Origin of the sequence: Mesorhizobium sp. B1-1-1 (genome assembly GCF_006442955.1) — a bacterium.
GTDB lineage: Bacteria > Pseudomonadota > Alphaproteobacteria > Rhizobiales > Rhizobiaceae > Mesorhizobium.
This window is the reverse complement of record NZ_VFWW01000012.1, coordinates 184,771-202,293: the sequence shown is the minus strand read 5'-3', so window position 1 is coordinate 202,293 and position 17,523 is coordinate 184,771. Positions and strand designations below refer to the sequence as shown.

At 63.0% G+C, this 17,523-nt stretch carries 16 protein-coding genes; 14 read left to right on the top strand and 2 right to left on the bottom strand.

Translation table 11 applies throughout. From position 1 onward, the window contains the following. Nucleotides 1-180 precede the first annotated feature (180 nt). Complete coding sequence (locus FJ986_RS24805) at nucleotides 181-1,005, bottom strand: MurR/RpiR family transcriptional regulator (RefSeq protein WP_140496311.1); 825 nt, start codon at nucleotides 1,003-1,005, stop codon at nucleotides 181-183. 143 nt (nucleotides 1,006-1,148) lie between these two features. On the opposite strand from FJ986_RS24805, the gene FJ986_RS24800 reads away from it, so the two are divergent. The 14 genes from FJ986_RS24800 (at nucleotide 1,149) to FJ986_RS24735 (ending at nucleotide 16,299) form a co-directional block, all read left to right on the top strand. Beyond that, a complete protein-coding gene (locus FJ986_RS24800; protein WP_140513702.1) occupies nucleotides 1,149-1,967 on the top strand; it encodes an N-formylglutamate amidohydrolase in 819 nt (272 codons plus the stop codon). Between the two features lie 19 nt (nucleotides 1,968-1,986). Beyond that, nucleotides 1,987-3,543 carry an amino acid permease gene (locus FJ986_RS24795; RefSeq protein ID WP_140624357.1) on the top strand — a complete coding sequence of 519 codons (1,557 nt, stop codon included), beginning with the start codon at nucleotides 1,987-1,989 and terminating at the stop codon, nucleotides 3,541-3,543. Between the two features lie 99 nt (nucleotides 3,544-3,642). Beyond that, nucleotides 3,643-5,013, top strand: coding sequence for a glutamine synthetase family protein (locus FJ986_RS24790; RefSeq protein WP_140624356.1), 1,371 nt, complete (start codon nucleotides 3,643-3,645; stop codon nucleotides 5,011-5,013). A 96-nt stretch (nucleotides 5,014-5,109) separates the two neighbouring features. Then, nucleotides 5,110-5,544, top strand: a complete 435-nt coding sequence (locus tag FJ986_RS24785) for a hypothetical protein (protein ID WP_140624355.1) — start codon at nucleotides 5,110-5,112, stop codon at nucleotides 5,542-5,544. Next, nucleotides 5,541-5,960 (top strand): type II toxin-antitoxin system VapC family toxin, encoded by a 420-nt coding sequence (locus FJ986_RS24780; RefSeq protein ID WP_140624353.1) that lies wholly within the window; start codon nucleotides 5,541-5,543, stop codon nucleotides 5,958-5,960. Before FJ986_RS24785 ends, FJ986_RS24780 begins: the two co-directional genes overlap by 4 nt. 19 nt (nucleotides 5,961-5,979) lie before the next feature. Next, on the top strand, nucleotides 5,980-7,365 hold the full coding sequence (locus FJ986_RS24775) for an aldehyde dehydrogenase family protein (protein WP_181181918.1): 1,386 nt from the start codon (nucleotides 5,980-5,982) through the stop codon (nucleotides 7,363-7,365). A gap of 17 nt (nucleotides 7,366-7,382) precedes the next feature. Next, nucleotides 7,383-8,555, top strand: a complete 1,173-nt coding sequence (locus tag FJ986_RS24770; protein WP_140496304.1) for an iron-containing alcohol dehydrogenase — start codon at nucleotides 7,383-7,385, stop codon at nucleotides 8,553-8,555. 240 nt (nucleotides 8,556-8,795) lie between these two features. After that, nucleotides 8,796-9,902: an ABC transporter substrate-binding protein gene (locus FJ986_RS24765; RefSeq protein WP_140496303.1), complete on the top strand. Its 1,107-nt coding sequence runs from the start codon at nucleotides 8,796-8,798 to the stop codon at nucleotides 9,900-9,902. 64 nt (nucleotides 9,903-9,966) lie between these two features. Continuing rightward, nucleotides 9,967-10,881, top strand: a complete 915-nt coding sequence (locus FJ986_RS24760) for an ABC transporter permease subunit (RefSeq protein WP_140513697.1) — start codon at nucleotides 9,967-9,969, stop codon at nucleotides 10,879-10,881. Further along, complete coding sequence (locus FJ986_RS24755) at nucleotides 10,878-11,669, top strand: ABC transporter permease (RefSeq protein WP_140513696.1); 792 nt, start codon at nucleotides 10,878-10,880, stop codon at nucleotides 11,667-11,669. The genes FJ986_RS24760 and FJ986_RS24755 overlap by 4 nt, the downstream gene beginning before the upstream one ends. Before the next feature lie 16 nt (nucleotides 11,670-11,685). After that, nucleotides 11,686-12,750: an ABC transporter ATP-binding protein gene (locus FJ986_RS24750; RefSeq protein ID WP_140496300.1), complete on the top strand. Its 1,065-nt coding sequence runs from the start codon at nucleotides 11,686-11,688 to the stop codon at nucleotides 12,748-12,750. Between the two features lie 128 nt (nucleotides 12,751-12,878). Next, nucleotides 12,879-14,429, top strand: a complete 1,551-nt coding sequence (locus tag FJ986_RS24745; protein ID WP_140496299.1) for a sodium:proton antiporter — start codon at nucleotides 12,879-12,881, stop codon at nucleotides 14,427-14,429. Nucleotides 14,430-14,537: 108 nt separating this feature from the next. Continuing rightward, the gene (locus tag FJ986_RS24740) at nucleotides 14,538-15,446 is read left to right on the top strand and encodes an endonuclease/exonuclease/phosphatase family protein (RefSeq protein WP_140676079.1); all 909 of its coding nucleotides are present in this window, start codon (nucleotides 14,538-14,540) and stop codon (nucleotides 15,444-15,446) included. A gap of 7 nt (nucleotides 15,447-15,453) precedes the next feature. Beyond that, nucleotides 15,454-16,299 (top strand): EamA family transporter, encoded by an 846-nt coding sequence (locus tag FJ986_RS24735; RefSeq protein ID WP_140496297.1) that lies wholly within the window; start codon nucleotides 15,454-15,456, stop codon nucleotides 16,297-16,299. Here the strand turns inward: FJ986_RS24735 and FJ986_RS24730 are convergent. Next, nucleotides 16,286-17,521, bottom strand: a complete 1,236-nt coding sequence (locus FJ986_RS24730; protein ID WP_140676076.1) for an MFS transporter — start codon at nucleotides 17,519-17,521, stop codon at nucleotides 16,286-16,288. The two genes, FJ986_RS24735 and FJ986_RS24730, sit on opposite strands and share 14 nt — an antisense overlap. Nucleotides 17,522-17,523: the final 2 nt, after the last annotated feature.

Sequence of the window (17,523 nt, the reverse complement as noted above, 5' to 3'; positions counted from 1 at the left end):
TATCGTGCCTTTATGACAATTCTTCAGTGCCCGCGCACATTAAATATGCGTAACGTTGCCGGTGTTCGTGCCGTTTTGATTTAGTTCACTTCGAGCCGGGCTTTCGAGATTACAACGCTGGCTATGCCGCCCCGACGCCAGTTTCGGACCGAAATCGTTCCAGACGTATCCCGGGCTGCATCAACGCAGGCCTTCCATCTCGCGGATGCGCCGGGCGCCGTCGGCCTCGAGTTGCCTTGTGACGGCGCCGATCAGCGTTTCGGCGACGACGAAGAGCGCCGCCGAGGAGTCCCACGCCGAAGGCACGGCGGTTCGCCCGGCGATGACGTGACGGGCGAAGCGAGCGATCGGCGACAGCCACTGGTCGGTGAACAACACGATCTGCACGCCACGCTGATGCGCCTTCTCGGCGAAGCGGATGAGGCTGTCCTGGTAGCGCCTGATGTCGAAAATGACCAGCACGTCGCGCTTGCCCATGTCGATCAGCCTGTCGCGCCACATGCTTTCCTGGCCGGCGAGGTGAATGACGTCAGGCTGGATGATGGCGAGGTGGGCGGCCATGTAGCGCGCCAGCGGATCGGTGAAGCGGCCGCCGATCAGGAATGTCTTGCCGCGACGCTCGGCGAGGCGGGACGCGATGTCGGCAAGCTGCTTGTCGGACAGGTGCCGGAACGTCTCGCGCATATTGTCGAGCGTTGCCTCCAGCATCGGCGACGCCGTGCCGCCGGGCAAGGGCGGATTGAGCGTGCGGGTCGCAGGGGACTGCAATTGCGCCGCCAGTTCGTCCTGCAGGCTCGACTGGAACTCCGGATAGTTCTGGAAGCCGAGCCTGGCGACGAAACGCAGGATCGTCGGCGAGGACACGCCGGCCGCGGACGAGAATTCGGCGACAGTCTTCAGACCGATCATCGGATAGCTCGCTATCAGCGTCTGGGCCGCGCGCCGCTCGCCGGCCGGCATTGTGCCGATGCGGTCGGCGATCAATTCGGCAATACTGGAAATCATCTTTCCCATCCATGGCCCGGCCGACGGTGTTTTCCCCAAATCGCATTTGACAAAGCCGGGCAAACTGTATGAAATCATCCATAGGGACGCAATGAGGCAAAATACGTAACATACGATACAGCGCTCCCCGGGGACCGCAGACTATGGAGAAAGCACGGCCCGCCAGCCTTGCATCGCCTGATGCCGTAAGGGTGACCAACCCGGGCGGATCGAGTCCCTTCGTGCTCACCTGCGACCACGCCTCCAATTTCCTGCCCGCCGAATTCGGCACGCTCGGCCTCACCGCCGAGGACCTGTCGCGTCACATCGCCTGGGACCCGGGCGCGCTGCCGGTTGCGCTGCGCATGGCGCAGGCGCTCGATGCGACGCTGGTCGAAACCTGCATTTCGCGTCTCGTCATCGACTGCAACCGGCCGCTTGACGCGCCGGACCTGGTGCCGCCGGTCAGCGAAACCACAGCCATACCGGGCAACACCGGCCTGTCGGAAAAGCAGCGCGCGGCGCGGGTCGCCCTGTCCTGGCAGCCGTTCCATAGCGCCATCGAGCATATTGTCGAAGACAGGCTGGCGCGCGGCCAGGAGACGCGGCTGGTATCGGTGCATTCCTTCACGCCGGTCTACAAAGGCCGAGACCGGCCCTGGCATATCGGCATCATCCACGATGACGACCGCCGGCTGGCGGCGCCGCTGATATCGGCGCTGCGGCACCTTGCCGGCATTACCGTCGGCGTCAACGAACCCTATTCGCCGGCCGACCGCGTCTATTTCACGCTGGAACGCCATGCGCGCCCGCGCGGGCTGCCCTGCGCGATGATCGAAATCCGCAACGATGAAATCTCCGGCGAGACCGGGCAGCGGAAATGGGCGGATTTGCTCACAGGCATCTTTTCGGATCTAGAGCCCGAGGAGACCAGGGGCGCCAGGGAACACGCAGTGGGAAAGTCAGTTCAATCGGCTAGCTGAGAACGCAAGGGGACTAAAAATGGCAGCACCTGGATATACCGAAGTTGACAAGGCGGAGGACGTCAAGGTCCTCCACAGCATGGGCTACGCCCAGGAACTGGAGCGGCGCCTCAGCCGCTTTTCGAATTTCGCCGTTTCCTTCTCCATCATCTGCATCCTGTCGGGCGGCATCAATTCGCTGGCGCAGGCAACGTCGGGCGCCGGCGGCATCGGCATCGGCATCGGCTGGCTGGTCGGCTGCTTCGTCTCGTTGACGTTCGCCGTCGCCATGTCGCAGATCAGCTCGGCCTATCCGACGGCCGGCGGGCTCTATCATTGGGGCTCGATCCTGGGCAACCGCGGCACCGGCTGGGTCACGGCCTGGCTCAACCTGCTCGGCCTGATCACCGTGCTCGGCGCCATCAATGTCGGCACCTGGACGTTCTTCATCGGCGCCTTCGGACCGGCGCTCGGCATCGAAGGCACGCTGACCAACCAGATGATCTTTCTGGTCATCATCACCGGCGCCCAGGCGCTGATCAACCATCTCGGCATCAAGCTGACGGCCAAGCTCACCGACTTCTCGGGCTATCTCATCTTCTTCGGCTCGATCCTGATCGCGGTGGTCTGCCTGCTCTCCGCCGACACCTGGGATTTCGGCCGGCTGTTTACCTTCCATAACTACTCCGGCGATGCCGGAGGCGGCGTCTGGCCGTCGGTTTCGAATGCCTGGGTGTTCGCGCTCGGCCTCCTGCTGCCGATCTACACCATCACCGGTTACGACGCCTCGGCGCATACGTCCGAGGAGACCATCAAGGCGGCCAGCTCGGTGCCGCGCGCCATGGTCATGTCGGTGATCTGGTCGGCCGTGTTCGGCTATCTGTTCCTGGCCGCGTTCGTGCTGATGATCCCGAACATGGACGATGCCGCCAAGCAAGGCTGGAACGTGTTCTTCTGGGCCTTCGACCAGCGCGTCAGCCCTGGCCTCAAGGAGTTCGTCTATCTCGTCGTGTTCATCGCTCAGCTGCTGTGCGGCCTCGCCACCGTCACCTCAGCCTCGCGCATGATCTTCGCCTTCTCGCGTGACGGCGGCCTGCCGGGTTCGTCGGCACTGGCCAAGGTCAGTCCGACCTACCGCACGCCGGTGGCGGCGATCTGGACGGCATCGATCCTGTCGGTGCTGTTCGTCTGGGGTTCGACGCTGGTTTCGGTCGCCGGCACCTCGGCCTACACCATCGTGGTGTCCTGCACCGTCATCTTCCTGTTCCTGTCCTTCACCGTGCCCATCGTGCTCGGCATGCTGGCCTGGGGCACGCCCAAATGGGACAAGATGGGACCGTGGAACATGGGGCGCGGCGTGTTCATGCTGTTTGCCTTCCTATCGATCGTGTCGATGATCCTGATCTTCGTCATCGGCATCCAGCCGCCGAACGACTGGGCGCTCTACATCACCGTCGGCTTCTTCATCCTGACCGCGATCGTCTGGTTTGCCTTCGAGCGCAACCGCTTCCAGGGTCCGCCGCTCGGCGACATCATCGCGGCGCGCCAAGCGGCGATCAAGGCGGCTGAGCAGGCCGTCGGCGAAACCGGCCACTGAGGCCAGCATCTCACAGCCATGGCCGGCGCATCGCCGGCCATGGCTTCGACCCTTCGAAATCGACAAGCCCAAAATGACAAGCACTGGAGCGCCAAAGGAATGGCCGGAAATTTCTCGTTCGATCAGTTGAAGAAAGCGGTTTCCGGCGGGGAGATCGACACGGTGCTGGCCTGCATCGTCGATATGCAGGGACGGCTGGCGGGAAAACGGTTCCTGGCCCAGTACTTCGTGGATTCCGCGCATGACGAGACGCATGGCTGCAACTATCTCCTGGCCGCCGACATCGATATGGAGCCGGTGCCCGGCTACAAGGCGGCAAGCTGGTCGAAGGGCTATGGCGATTTCGTCATGAAGCCCGACCTCGCGACGCTGCGGCGCATTCCGTGGCTGGAAAAGACGGCGCTCGTGATCTGCGACGTGCTCGATCACCACACCCATGACGACCTGCCGCATTCCCCGCGCGCCATCCTGAAGAAGCAGGTCAAGCGGCTGACGGAGCGGGGCTATATCGGCTATTTCGCCTCCGAACTCGAATTCTACCTCTTCAGCGAGACCTACGATTCCGCCCGCAAGAAGCACTGGCAGGGCCTCGACACCGCCTCGCCCTATATCGGCGACTATCAGATCGGCATCACCACCAAGGAAGAAGGCGTCATGCGACGGCTTCGCAACGAAATGGAAGCGGCAGGCATCCCGATCGAGAACTCGAAGGGCGAGTGGGGGCCGGGTCAGGAAGAGATCAATGTGCGCTATGCCGAGGCCCTCGACATGGCCGATCGCCACGTCATCCTGAAGAACGGCGCCAAGGAGATCGCCGAATCCGAAGGCAAGGCGATTTCCTTCATGGCCAAGTACAATTACGGGCTCGCCGGCAATTCCAGCCACATCCACAATTCGCTGTGGAGCGCCGACGGCAAGACGCCGCTTTTCTTCGACAGACAAGCCGACTGGACGCTGTCGAGCCTCGGCCAGCAGTGGGCGGCGGGCCAACTCAAATACGCCAAGGAGTTCACCTGGTTCCTGGCGCCCTACATCAATTCCTACAAGCGCTTCCAGGCCGGAACGTTCGCGCCGACCAAGATCATGTGGAGCGAAGATAACCGCACCGCCGGCTTCCGCCTGTGCGGCGAAGGCACTAAGGGCATCCGGATGGAATGCCGCATCGGCGGCGCCGACTTGAACCCCTATCTCGCCTTCGCGGCGTTGATCGCCGCCGGCCTTGCCGGCATCGACGAGAAGCTGGAGCTGCAAAAGCCCTTCGTCGGCGACGCCTATCAGGCCTCGCGCCTGCCGGAGATCCCGAAGACGCTGCGCGACGCCACCGACACGCTGGCCAAGTCGAAGATGTTGAAGCAGGCCTTCGGCGAGGACGTGATCGAGCACTATGTGCATACGGCCAGGTGGGAGCAGTTCGAATACGACCGCCGCATTACCGATTGGGAACTGCATAGGGGGTTCGAGCGATATTAAAGTTGTAATGAAACCTGTTAAAGTTGATATTTTTTCAGTGAGGCTTAATATCAGCCTCCATGGCAGCGTGCCGTGTCAACGAAAGGGTGCATTGCAATGAGCAAATATTATCGTTTGAAGGATTTTCTCTCGGAGCAGGATCAAGATCGCATCCCGATGACATTTGCCGAAATCGAGAAGGTGCTTGAATTTGAGCTTCCCGCTTCGAAGCAGTATCCGGCGTGGTGGAGCAACAACCCTAGTAACAATCCCATGACACGCGAATGGCTTGATGCTGGCTATGAGACCGAGTCGGTCAACACTGCGAGCGGCAAGCTTGTCTTCCGACGCGTCAAGAGAGGGCGGGATGGGGGCGGCAGCCGTGGTGCTCCGGTATCCGCTGCGTCCCGGCAATCCTCGCCTCGGCCGCGTCATCCGGGCTTCGGCTTCATGAAGGGCATGATCACGATCGAGAAGGGATTCGATGTGACCAAGCCTTTCGACGACCAACCGTGGGATCAAGGCTATCTCGGCGAGGTTGATCGCAAATGACCGATCAGCCCTCGATCCTGCTGGATACGTGCGCCCTTATCTTCGTTGCAAACGAAGAGCGGATCAGTGAACAGGCCGAGGCCGAGATTTCGGAGGCGGCTTACGACGACCGCCTTTATGTGTCGCCGATGTCGGCTTGGGAGATTGGAATCGGCGTTGCAAAGAACCGATTGAAATTGCCTTTGGGACCGCTCGAATTCTTCCAGCGCTTTCTAAGGCTGATGCAGGCGCAACTCACAGCCGTGTCGCCCGAAATCCTGATTGGATCGTCAAATCTTCCCGGACGCCTACATGGTGACCCTATGGATCGTATCCTTATCTCCACCGCCCGCAATCTGGATATGGTTCTGGTCACCCGCGACGAGCCCATTCTCGATTATGGGCTTGAGGGGAACCTGCGAACACTAGCCTGTTGAACATTCTGGAGTGCCTCTATTGGAAACCGTAAAACTCAAATCCCCCATAGACGGCTCGATCTATGCCGAGCGGCCTGTCACCTCTGACCAGGCGGTCAATGCCGCCATCGAGCGCGCCAAGGCAGCGCAGGAAAAGTGGGCGCAGACTTCGATCATCGAGCGCGGCAAGTACATGCTGGCGATGCTCGACGCGCTGGTCGCCATGACCGACGAGATCGTGCCCGAGATTGCCTGGCAGATGGGGCGTCCGGTGCGCTATGGCGGCGAGTTCGGCGGGGTCAAGGAACGCACCAGCTATATGGTCGAGATCGCCGAGGCGGCGCTGAAATCGGTCCCGGCTTCCAATCCGAAGGACGGGTTCCGCCGCTATGTGAAGAAGGATCCGCTCGGCGTGGTCATGGTGATCGCGCCGTGGAACTATCCTTACCTCACCGCGGTCAACACGATCGTGCCGGCGCTGATGGCCGGCAACACCGTCATCCTCAAACACGCCGCGCAGACGCTGCTTGTCGGCGAGCGTTTCCAACAGGCTTTCGACAAAGCCGGCCTGCCCAAGGGCGTGTTCCAGAACATCGTGCTGAACCACGCGCAGACAGAAAAATTGCTTGGCTCGGGCAAGATCGACCACGTCAATTTCACCGGCTCGGTCGCCGGCGGCCGCGCCATCGAAAAGGCAGCGGCCGGCACCTTCATGACGCTCGGGTTGGAGCTTGGCGGCAAGGATCCTGCCTATGTGCTGCCCGACGCCAAGATTGACCATGCAGTCGCCAATCTGGTCGATGGCGCCTTCTACAATTCCGGCCAGTGCTGCTGCGGCATCGAGCGCGTCTATGTGCATGAGAAGGTCTATGACGAATTCGTCGCAGGCTTCATCGCCGAGACGAAACACTATGTCGTCGGCAACCCGCTCGAACAGGCGACGACGATGGGGCCGATGGCGCAGGCCCGTTTCGCCGACTTGATCCGCGAGCAGAAGGCCGAGGCGCTGCGCAAGGGCGCCAAGGCGCATATCAACATGAAGGTGGCTCAGGACAAGGCCGGCTCGCCCTATCTGGCGCCGGAGGTGCTGACCGGCGTCGACCATCAGATGAGCGTCATGCGCGAGGAAAGTTTTGGCCCGATCGTCGGCATCATGAAGGTGCGCAACGACGAGGAGGCGATCGCGCTGATGAACGACAGCCCCTACGGCCTGACCGCCTCGATCTGGACGCGCGACACCGAGCATGCGGTGGCGATCGGCGACCGCGTCGAGACCGGCACGGTGTTCATGAACCGCTGCGACTACCTCGACCCGGCGCTGGTCTGGACCGGCGTCAAGGACACCGGCAAGGGGGCCGGCTTGTCCGCCATCGGCTACGACAACCTGACCCGGCCGAAATCCTTCCACCTGCGCGAAGCCATCTGATTTTTTGAAAGACAAACATGTCCAAGCTGATCTCCAAATGGAACTACCCCACCACCGTTCGCTTCGGCGCCGGGCGCATCAAGGAATTGCCCGAGGTGCTCGCCGCCACCGGCATCAAGCGGCCGCTCTTCGTCACCGATCCGGGGCTGGCGAAACTGCCGGTCGTCGCTTCGACGCTGAAAATCCTCGATGACGCAAAAGTGCCCTACGGCGTTTTCTCCGAAGTGAAGCCGAATCCGGTCGATTCCAATCTCACCGCCGGCATCGCGGTGTTCAAGAAGGGCAAGCATGACGGCGTCATTGCCTTTGGCGGCGGCTCGGCGCTCGACCTCGGCAAGCTGATCGCCTTCCAGGCGGGACAGACGCGGCCGGTCTGGGATTTCGAGGACATCGGCGACTGGTGGACACGCGCCAACTCGGACGCGATCGCGCCGATCATAGCGGTGCCGACCACGGCCGGCACCGGGTCCGAAGTCGGCCGCGCCGGCGTCATCACCAATGAGGCGACCCACACCAAGAAGGTCATCTTCCATCCGAAGCTGCTGCCGGCGATCGTCATTGCCGATCCGGAGCTGTCGGTCGGCATGCCGGGCTTCATCACCGCCGGCACCGGCATGGACGCGCTGGCCCATTGCCTCGAGGCTTATTGCGCGCCGGGCTATCATCCGATGGCCGACGGCATCGCCGTGGAAGGCATCAGGCTTGTCTTCGAGAACCTGCCAAAGGCCTATGCCAACGGCAGGGATCTGGTCGCCCGCGCCAACATGATGAGCGCCGCGGCGATGGGCGCGGCAGCCTTCCAGAAGGGGCTGGGGGCGATCCATTCGCTGTCGCATCCCATCGGGGCGCTCTACGACACCCATCACGGCATGACCAATGCGGTTTTCATGCCCTATGTGCTCGCCTTCAATCGCGAGGCGATCGAGGACCGCATCGCGCGGCTCGCCGCCTATTGCGGCATAAGAGGCGGCTTCGACGGCTTCGCCAAGGCTGTCATCAAGCTTCGCAAGGAATTGAAGGTGCCGCATGCGCTGCCAGGCCTGATCAAGGGGCTCGACATGGACAAGAAGCGCAAGGCCTTGATCGCCGATATGGCGGTGGTCGATCCGACAGCCGGCGGCAACCCGGTCAAGCTGACCAAGAAAGCAGCGCTGACGCTGCTCGAAAATGCAATCGCCGGGACGGTGTGATACCGCTTTAAGGGTACAATTGATCTGGAAAATCAGGGGCAACCAAGGGGAAAGGGTGAAGTGCAAAGCAAAAAGTAATTAGCCGGAAAATTAAGTGATGGCTAATTGCTACAGTCGATTAAAAGGAGTTAACTTTCGTGCTGCCAGCGGTGGGGTTTCATAAAGCTTTCATCTGGCTGTCACACGAAAACGATACCGCATCGCAGGCGTCCAACGGCGTCAGTTCAACGGAGAGAACACATGTTCAAATTCACGGGGAAAGTGCTTTCCCTTTCGGCCGCGGCGCTGTTTGCGTCGACGGTGATTTCGTCCGCGGCTCCGCTGGACGATCTCGTCAAGGCCGCGAAGGCGGAAGGCCAGCTCACCACCATCGCTTTGCCGCACGACTGGTGCGGTTACGGCGACGTCATCGCGGGGTTCAAGGCGAAATATCCGGAAATCACCATCAACGAGCTCAACCCCGACGCCGGCTCGGGCGACGAGGTCGAGGCGATCAAGGCCAACAAGGACAATAAGGGTCCGCAGGCGCCCGACGTCATCGACGTCGGCCTGTCCTTCGGCCCGACTGCCAAGGCCGACGGCCTGCTGATGCCCTACAAGGTGTCGACCTGGGACTCGATCCCCGACAGCGCCAAGGATGCCGACGGCGCCTGGTACGGTGATTACTACGGCGTTCTGGCGATGATGGTGAACAAGGATCTGGTCAAGGAATCGCCTGTTGACTGGGCCGATCTGCTGAAGCCGGAATTCGCCAATTCGGTGGCTCTCGCCGGTGATCCGCGCGCTTCGAACCAGGCCATCCAGGCGGTCTATGCCGCTGGTCTTTCGAGTGGAGCCGCGGCTGGCGAAGCCGCGGGCACCGCCGGCCTCGACTTCTTCAAGAAGCTCAATGCCGCCGGCAACTTCGTACCGGTCATCGGCAAGCCGGCGACACTCGCCCAGGGTCAGACCCCGATTCTGATCAACTGGGACTACAACGCGCTCGCCGGCCGTGACACGCTGAAGGGCAACCCGCCGGTCGACGTCGTCGTGCCGAAGACCGGCGTCGTCGCCGGCGTCTACGTGCAGGCGATCAGCGCCTATGCGCCGCATCCGAACGCAGCCAAGCTCTGGATGGAATACCTCTATTCAGACGAAGGCCAGATCGGCTGGCTCAAGGGCTATTGCCACCCGATCCGCTTCAACGATCTCGCCAAGAACGGCAAGATCCCGGCGGACGTGCTGGCCAAGCTGCCGCCGGCGGAAGCCTATGCTTCGGCGGTGTTCCCGACGCTGGACGAGCAGGGCAAGGCCAAGGAAGCCGTCACCAAGAACTGGGACTCCGTTGTCGGTGCCAACGTCAAGTAACAGTTGAAATCCACCGGGCGGCTTCGCGGCCGCCCGGTTCCCCCTCGAAGACGGTAGCCGGCGCATGACCGATCTCTCGCTTTCCAGTCACGATACCGCAGGCAAGACCGCGCCGCCCGCGGAGGCACGCGCGTTGCGATTGCCGACGCAATGGCTAGGCGTCGCTCCGTTCTTCATCTTCGCCATCATGTTCCTGATTTTGCCCACGCTTTATCTGATGCTGGGCGCATTCCAGAATGATGCCGGCGAGTTCACGCTCGAGAACATTGTCGCTCTGGCGCAGCCGTCGATCGTTGCCGCTTACTGGATATCGATCAAGGTAAGCCTGGCCTCGGCGCTGATCGGCGCTTTCGCGGGCCTGGCCATCGCCATCGCCATCGTGCGCGGCGGGCTGCCGGACTGGATACGCTCGGCCACCCTGACTTTTTCCGGCGTCGCCTCCAATTTCGCCGGCGTGCCGCTGGCCTTCGCCTTCCTCGCCACGCTCGGCCGGCTCGGTCTTGCCACGGTGATCCTGAACACCGTGTTCGGCCTCAACATCTATGCCCACGGCTTCAACATCCTGTCCTTCTGGGGCCTGACGCTGACCTATGTCTATTTCCAGATACCGCTGATGGTGGTCATCATCACGCCGGCAATCGATGGCTTGAAGAAGGAATGGGGTGAAGCTGCCGCCACGCTTGGCGCGACCACCGCGCAATATTGGCGCATCGTGGTCATCCCTGTGATCTGGCCGAGTTTTCTCGGCACCGTGATCCTGCTTTTCGCCAACGCCTTCGGGGCGATCGCCACCGCCTATGCGCTGACCGGCTCGTCGCTCAACATCGTGCCGATCCTGCTCTACGCGCAAATCCGCGGCGACGTGCTGCACAATGCCCATCTCGGCTACGCGATCGCCTTCGGCATGATCGTCATCACCGGCCTGGCCAATGTCTTCTACATCTGGTTCCGGACCCGTTCCGAGAGGTGGCTGAAATGAAGTCGGGCAGATTCTGGGCCTGGGTGGTCTTCATCCTCGGCGCGGCCTATTTCTTCATCCCGTTGATCGCGACGGTGGAATTTTCCATGCGCATGCGGCGCGGCGCCTATTCCTTCGACGCCTACCGGATCGTGCTCGGCGACGCGCGTTTCCAGGCGACCTTCCTGTATTCGGTGGTCGCCGCCATCTTCACCATCATTCTGGGTGTGCTGATCGTGGTGCCGGCAGCCTACTGGATCCGATTGCGGCTGCCGCAGCTCAGGCCGATCGTCGAGTTCATCACGCTTTTGCCGTTGGTCATTCCGGCCATCGTCATCGTCTTCGGCTATATCAGGATGTACGGCTCGAATTCACCCTTGCCGTTCCTCGGGTCCGATATGGGAACCAATGCCTTGCTGGTCATCGGCTATGCGACCTTGGCGCTGCCCTACATGTACCGTGCCGTCGATACGGGGCTCAGAACCATCGACGTGCGGACGTTGACGGAAGCGGCCCAGATCCTCGGGGCCGGCTGGGGCACGATCATCACCCGCGTCATCCTTCCCAATGTGCTGATTGCGGTGTTGTCCGGCGCCTTCTTGACATTCGCCATCGTCATCGGCGAGTTCACGATGGCGAGCCTGCTGAACCGGCCGGCTTTCGGCCCCTATTTGCAGAATGTCGGAGCCAACCGCGCCTATGAGCCGGCGGCCCTTGCCATCATCGCCTTCGTCATCACCTGGGGCTGCATGTCGCTGATCCAGATCCTGTCGCGCTTCGCGCCGAAATCGGCTAATCGTCCGAACTGACCCGAAAGAAAAAGCCATGGCCGAGCCATTCCTCTCCATCCAGCATGTGCGAAAATCCTTCGGCGCCACCACCGTTGTCGAGGATTTCAATCTCGACGTCGAACCGGGCGAGTTCGTCTCATTCCTCGGCCCGTCAGGCTGCGGCAAGACGACGGTGCTGCGCATGGTCGCCGGCTTCGAGGAGCCGTCGGCCGGCAAGATCGTCGTCGGCAGCAAGGACATCACCAGGCTGAAGCCGAACCAGCGCAATGTCGGCATGGTGTTCCAGGCCTATGCCCTGTTCCCGAACCTGACCGTGGCGCAGAACATCGGCTTCGGACTGAAAGTCGCCGGCATGTCCAGGGCGGATATCGATGCCCGTGTCGCCGAAATGCTCGGCATCATCAAGCTGCCGCAGATGGCCGACCGCTATCCTTATCAGCTCTCGGGCGGCCAGCAGCAGCGTATCGCGCTGGCCCGCGCCATCGCACCGAAGCCGAAGCTCTTGCTGCTCGACGAGCCGCTGTCGGCGCTTGATGCCAAGGTGCGCGTCTCGCTGCGCGAGGAAATCCGCTCGATCCAGAAGAAGCTCGGCATCACCACCATCTTCGTCACCCATGACCAGGAAGAGGCGCTGTCGATCTCCGACCGCATCGCGGTGATGTATGGCGGCAAGGCCGAGCAGGTCGGCACGCCGTTCGAGATCTACAACCGGCCGGCAACCAAGTTCGTCGCCAATTTCGTCGGCACGCTGAACGTGCTGGAAGGCACCGTCACCGACGCGGCGTCGGGCAAGGTTCGTGTCAACACCGAGGAAGTCTCGCTCAAGGGCAGGCTCAACGGCTCGAAGTCCGGCGATACGCTGTCATTGGCGTTGCGGCCGGAAGCCATTTCGCTCGGCCGCCAGCCCGGCCGCGATTCAAGCCTGTCCGGCGAGATCTCCGAAGTGCACTTTCTCGGCTCGGTGATCCGGGTCCGGGTCGGCATCGGCGGCAACACCGTCTCGCTCGACACGTTCAACAGTTCGACGACGCCACCGCCGGCCGTTGGCGAGAAGGCGGAGATTTCCTTCTCGTCGGGCGACCTGCTGGTGCTGCACTGACGCGGCCGAAGCGCCCTGTCGATCCGGTCACCGGTCCAGTTGCCGGACGATGCACTCCTCTTGGACAATCAACAGCATCCTGCGGCTTTGCCACTGCCAAGAGCTCCGCTTCGCCGCTACGATGAGCCATGGCGCTATTTGAGCTCACCCTTGTCCTCCTGCTGATCGCCGTTGCGCTGACGGCGCTGTCGCGGCGCCTGCAGGTTCCTTACCCCGCCTTGCTGGCGCTGGCGGGCGCCGGCCTTGGCTTCCTGCCCGGCGCGCCGACGATCGAGATCGATCCGGAACTGGCGCTTGCGCTGTTCATTGCGCCGGTGCTGCTCGACGCGGCCTACGACACATCGCTGCGCGATCTTAACCGCTACAGGCTGCCGCTTGTGCTGCTGGCGCTTGGCGCGGTCGTTTTCACGACCGCCGTCGTGGCACTGGTCGGCTGGAAAATGGCCGGCCTGCCGATCGCTGCCGCCATAGCCCTTGGCGCCATCGTGGCGCCGCCGGACGCGGTTGCCGCGAGCGCCGTGCTCGGGCAGTTCAAGGTGCCGCACCGCATCACGGCCATCCTTCAGGGCGAAAGCCTGCTCAATGACGCCACCGCGCTTTTGATCTATCGCATCGCGATCACTGCCGCCGCCGGTCCCGTTCTTTTGGGCAGTGCCGTTCCGATGGTCCTGCTGTCGACCATCGGCAGCCTGGCCGCGGGCTATCTGCTCGGCCGCCTGTCCCAGGCGATGCTTGGACGCATCGAAGATGCGGCGAGCGGCACCGTCGTGCAGTTCGCCGGGACGTTCGGCGTCTGGATCCTGGCTGACAGGCTGGGGCTCTCGGCCATCATCACCATCGTCGTCTATGCCATGACCATCGCGCGCACCGCACCGCGGCGCATGTCGGCCAGAAAGCGCGTCAGCTCCTATTCCGTCTGGGAGACGGCGGTGTTCGTGCTCAACGTGCTGGCTTTCGTGCTGATGGGCCTGCAGGCGCGGCTGATCGTCGGTCGCCTGGCCGAGCAGGGACAGTCCGAGGCGTTCCTGTTTGCAGGGACGATCCTGGCCGTCGTCATCGTTTCCCGCCTTGCCTGGGTGCTGGGCTGCGGCGCCGTGATCCGAGGGCTTGCCCGCTTCGGCAATGCGGAGCAGCGGCAAGAGGTGCCGTCGTTTCGCGGCGGGGTGCTGATCGGCTGGTGCGGCATGCGCGGCCTGGTGACGCTGGCGGCTGCCTTCGCATTGCCGGCGAACTTCCCCGGCCGCGATCCGATCGTGCTCACCGCCTTTTGCGTGGTGCTGGGCACGCTTGTCCTGCAAGGCATGAGCCTGAAGCCGTTGCTGCGCCTGCTTCGTCTTGAACCGGACGAGACCATAGACCGCGAGGTCGCGCAGGCCCGTGTCGCCATCATGCAGGCGGCCCTCGACATATTGAGCGGCAAGACCTCGACCGCGGCGGCGGCGGTGCGCGAGCAGTATGCCGCACAGCGCAAGGTCGCCAAGAACCCCGACGACGCCCAGGCAGCAACCGAGTACGACCGGCTGCGGCTCTATGCCATCAAGCGCCAGCGCGACGCGCTGGAAGAACTTCGCCGCAACGGGACGATCGGTGACGAGGCCTATCACCGGCTGGAGGAAGAAATCGACTGGTCGGAGCTGGCGGCTTCCCCGGCGGGACGGTTCCAGCCGCTGACGACCTAGGCGAGGCGAGGGGCTTTTGCGTCGTGGCCCAGCCGGGCCGCCGCGGCGGTCCATTGCAAGGTCGCCGCCGAAACGGTACTGCCGTCACCAAACTGAGCCGGATGAGCAATGAAGCTGGTCAGCTACAATATCCAATACGGGTTCGGCAGCGACGGCCTCTACGATCCGGCGCGCGCCGCGCGCATTGTTGCCGGCGCCGATGTCATCGCCTTGCAGGAGGTCGAGCGGCACTGGCAGCGCAGCAATTTCGACGACCAGCCAGAGCTGCTTTCGCGGCTGCTGCCGGACTATCACTGGGTCTACGGCCCGGCCTTCGACATGGACGCCAGCGAACAGCGCGACGGCCGCATCGTCAACCGGCGCCGGCAGTTCGGCACCATGGTGCTGTCGAAGCTGCCGATCGTCTGGTCGCGGCTGCATGCGCTGCCGATGCGCCGCACACTGCGGCCGCTCAACACCCGCAACGCGGCGCTCGAATGCATGATCCGCACGCCGGCGGGTCCGGTGCGGGTGCTTTCATTGCATCTCGCCCATGTCGCGGCTGAAGAACGGCTCGAGCAGATCGACTATCTGCTTGCCGAGCATCGCCGGGCGCCCTCCGATGGGGGGCCGTGGAGCGGCGCCGACGACGAGCCGGCGCGCAATTGGAGCAATGGCGAGCCAGAGCCGGAGAACCCGCTGGCGGCGATCTGGATGGGCGATTTCAACATGGAGCCGGGCAGCGCCGAATACCGCCGCATCGTCGGCGGCACGCCCTATCATCGCGGTGCCGCCTATCTGGATGGGTTCGTCGATGCCGCTGCCGTGGCGATTGAACCGGCGGATGACTTCCACACACACGAGAAGATCATCGACGGCAGGCTGGTGAAGCGCCGGCTCGATCATTGCTTCGTCGGCGGCCTGTTTGCCAGGCGGGTGCGCTCCGTCAGCTCGGACATTGGCGAAGTGGCTTCCGATCATTTTCCGGTCAGGATCGACATCGATCTCGAAACGCCCGCCGGCCCCGGAGGCGGATGACCCCCAAATGACGCTTTTCGTCTTCTTCGCGGTGCTTGCCGCGGCCGCGATGCACGCGATCTGGAATGCGCTGGTCAAGGTCCATCTCGACCGCTTCCTGTCGATCACCCTGATGACGCTTGGCATGGGATTTGCCGCGCTTTTCGCACTTCCCTTCGTCGAGGTGCCGAGGGCGGAAGTCTGGCTCTATATCATTGCCTCCGTCGTCTTCCACATGGGCTACCGGACCTTCCTGATCGGCGCTTACCAGGCTGGCGACTTCGCCCAGACCTATCCTCTGGCGCGCGGCACCGCGCCCTTGCTGGCGGCGCTTGGCGGTATGTTCGTGGTCGCCGAAGTGCCGGCGCCGCTCGCCATTCTGGGTATCCTTTTACTGTCGGCCGGCACGCTGGTGATGTCGTTTCGCGGCGGCGCGCATCTGGAACGATTGAACCTGCGCGCGGTCGGCTTTGCGCTGGGGACCTCGATCTTCATCGCCAGCTACACACTGTCCGACGGCAGCGGGGCGCGGCTGGCGGCCACGGCGCAGAGCTATGCCGCCTGGCTGTTCGTGTGCGATGCGCTTGGAGCGCTGGTGCTGTGCCTGATCTTCCGTGGCCCGCGGGCCTTGCCGGTGCTGGCGCGCGACTGGAAAGCGGGGCTGTTCACCGGCGTGCTCAGCGGCGCTGCCTACTGGATCGTCATGTGGGCTATGACCAAGGCGCCGATCGCCTCGGTGGCATCGCTGCGCGAGACCTCCATCCTGTTCGCCATGGTGATCTCGGTGTTCGCGCTCGGCGAGAAGATGACAGGCTGGCGCGGCGCCGCCGCGCTCAGCATCGTCGCCGGCGTCGTGGCGCTCAGACTCGGCTGACGTCGTGGTCCAGCACGGTCATCACCTGGCCGCGCCGTTCCGGACTGAAGCGGATGACGATGATGATGCAGACGGCGACCACGCCGACGAACAGCGCCAACGCGTAGCCATAGCTGCCTCCGGGAGCCTCGGCTATGCCGGCCTGATAGGGACCGCCATAGGAGGCTGCGAGATTGCCGGCCTGGTAGATGAAGCCGGGCAGGGTCGCGCGCACCGCGCCGGGCGAGAGCTCGTTGAGGTGCACCGGAATGACGCCCCAGGCGCCCTGGACCGCGACCTGCATGACGAAGGCGCCGATGGCGAGCATGAAGGGCGTCGAGCTGTAGGCCCATAGCGGGATGGACGGCAAGGCGATCAGGCAGGCGAGCGTGATCGCGTTGACGCGGCCGATCTTCTCGGACAGCGCGCCGAATGCCAGGCCGCCGACGATGGCGCCAATGTTGGCGACGATGGTGATCCAGCTCACCGTGTGCGGGTCGAAACCATGCTGCTTCTTCAGGAATGTCGGGTAGAGATCCTGCGTGCCGTGGCTGAAGAAGTTGAAGAACATCATCAGCACGACCGCATAGAGGGCGACGCCCCAGTGCTTTTGCAGTGTCTCCAGCATGCCGGGCCTTGCGGTCTTCCGCGCCTCGACGAAGGCCGGCGATTCCGGAACATGTGAGCGGATGAAAAGGACGATCAGGGCCGGGATGAAACTGAGCAGGAACATGGCGCGCCAGCCGATCGTGTACCCGCCGATCGTCTGGTGATAGAGCAGGCCATAGACGACCGCCGCTAGGAGGTAGCCGGCCGGATAGCCGCATTGCAGGATGCCCGAGACCATGCCGCGGGCGCTGGGCGGGATGGATTCCATGGCAAGCGAGGAGCCAAGTCCCCATTCGCCGCCCATGGCGATGCCGAACAGTGCGCGCAGCGCCAGGAATATGCCGAGATTGGGCGAGAAGGCGGCCAAAGCGCCGATCACGGAATAACTGACGATGTTGAGCATCAGGATGGGCTTGCGCCCGAATTTGTCTGCCAACGTGCCGAAGAAGAACGCGCCAATGAAGCGCGTCGCAAGGGTCAGGAAAAGCGCCTTTGACACCGCCGGGACGTCGGTCTGGAATTCAGATGCAATGTCGGTGAGCAGGAATGTCAGAAGGAAGAAATCGAAAGCGTCGAGCGTCCAGCCCAGGAATGAGGCAAGGACGGTTTTCTTCTGCTGCGAATTGAGCTTCAAGG

Excerpts from the sequence above, each read along its gene's own strand:
- FJ986_RS24805 (WP_140496311.1), bottom strand. The coding sequence starts at position 1,005 with ATGATTTCCAGTATTGCCGAATTGATCGCCGACCGCATCGGCACAATG.
- FJ986_RS24800 (WP_140513702.1), top strand. The coding sequence starts at position 1,149 with ATGGAGAAAGCACGGCCCGCCAGCCTTGCATCGCCTGATGCCGTAAGG.
- FJ986_RS24795 (WP_140624357.1), top strand. The coding sequence starts at position 1,987 with ATGGCAGCACCTGGATATACCGAAGTTGACAAGGCGGAGGACGTCAAG.
- FJ986_RS24790 (WP_140624356.1), top strand. The coding sequence starts at position 3,643 with ATGGCCGGAAATTTCTCGTTCGATCAGTTGAAGAAAGCGGTTTCCGGC.
- FJ986_RS24785 (WP_140624355.1), top strand. The coding sequence starts at position 5,110 with ATGAGCAAATATTATCGTTTGAAGGATTTTCTCTCGGAGCAGGATCAA.
- FJ986_RS24780 (WP_140624353.1), top strand. The coding sequence starts at position 5,541 with ATGACCGATCAGCCCTCGATCCTGCTGGATACGTGCGCCCTTATCTTC.
- FJ986_RS24770 (WP_140496304.1), top strand. The coding sequence starts at position 7,383 with ATGTCCAAGCTGATCTCCAAATGGAACTACCCCACCACCGTTCGCTTC.
- FJ986_RS24765 (WP_140496303.1), top strand. The coding sequence starts at position 8,796 with ATGTTCAAATTCACGGGGAAAGTGCTTTCCCTTTCGGCCGCGGCGCTG.
- FJ986_RS24760 (WP_140513697.1), top strand. The coding sequence starts at position 9,967 with ATGACCGATCTCTCGCTTTCCAGTCACGATACCGCAGGCAAGACCGCG.
- FJ986_RS24755 (WP_140513696.1), top strand. The coding sequence starts at position 10,878 with ATGAAGTCGGGCAGATTCTGGGCCTGGGTGGTCTTCATCCTCGGCGCG.
- FJ986_RS24750 (WP_140496300.1), top strand. The coding sequence starts at position 11,686 with ATGGCCGAGCCATTCCTCTCCATCCAGCATGTGCGAAAATCCTTCGGC.
- FJ986_RS24745 (WP_140496299.1), top strand. The coding sequence starts at position 12,879 with ATGGCGCTATTTGAGCTCACCCTTGTCCTCCTGCTGATCGCCGTTGCG.
- FJ986_RS24740 (WP_140676079.1), top strand. The coding sequence starts at position 14,538 with ATGAAGCTGGTCAGCTACAATATCCAATACGGGTTCGGCAGCGACGGC.
- FJ986_RS24735 (WP_140496297.1), top strand. The coding sequence starts at position 15,454 with ATGACGCTTTTCGTCTTCTTCGCGGTGCTTGCCGCGGCCGCGATGCAC.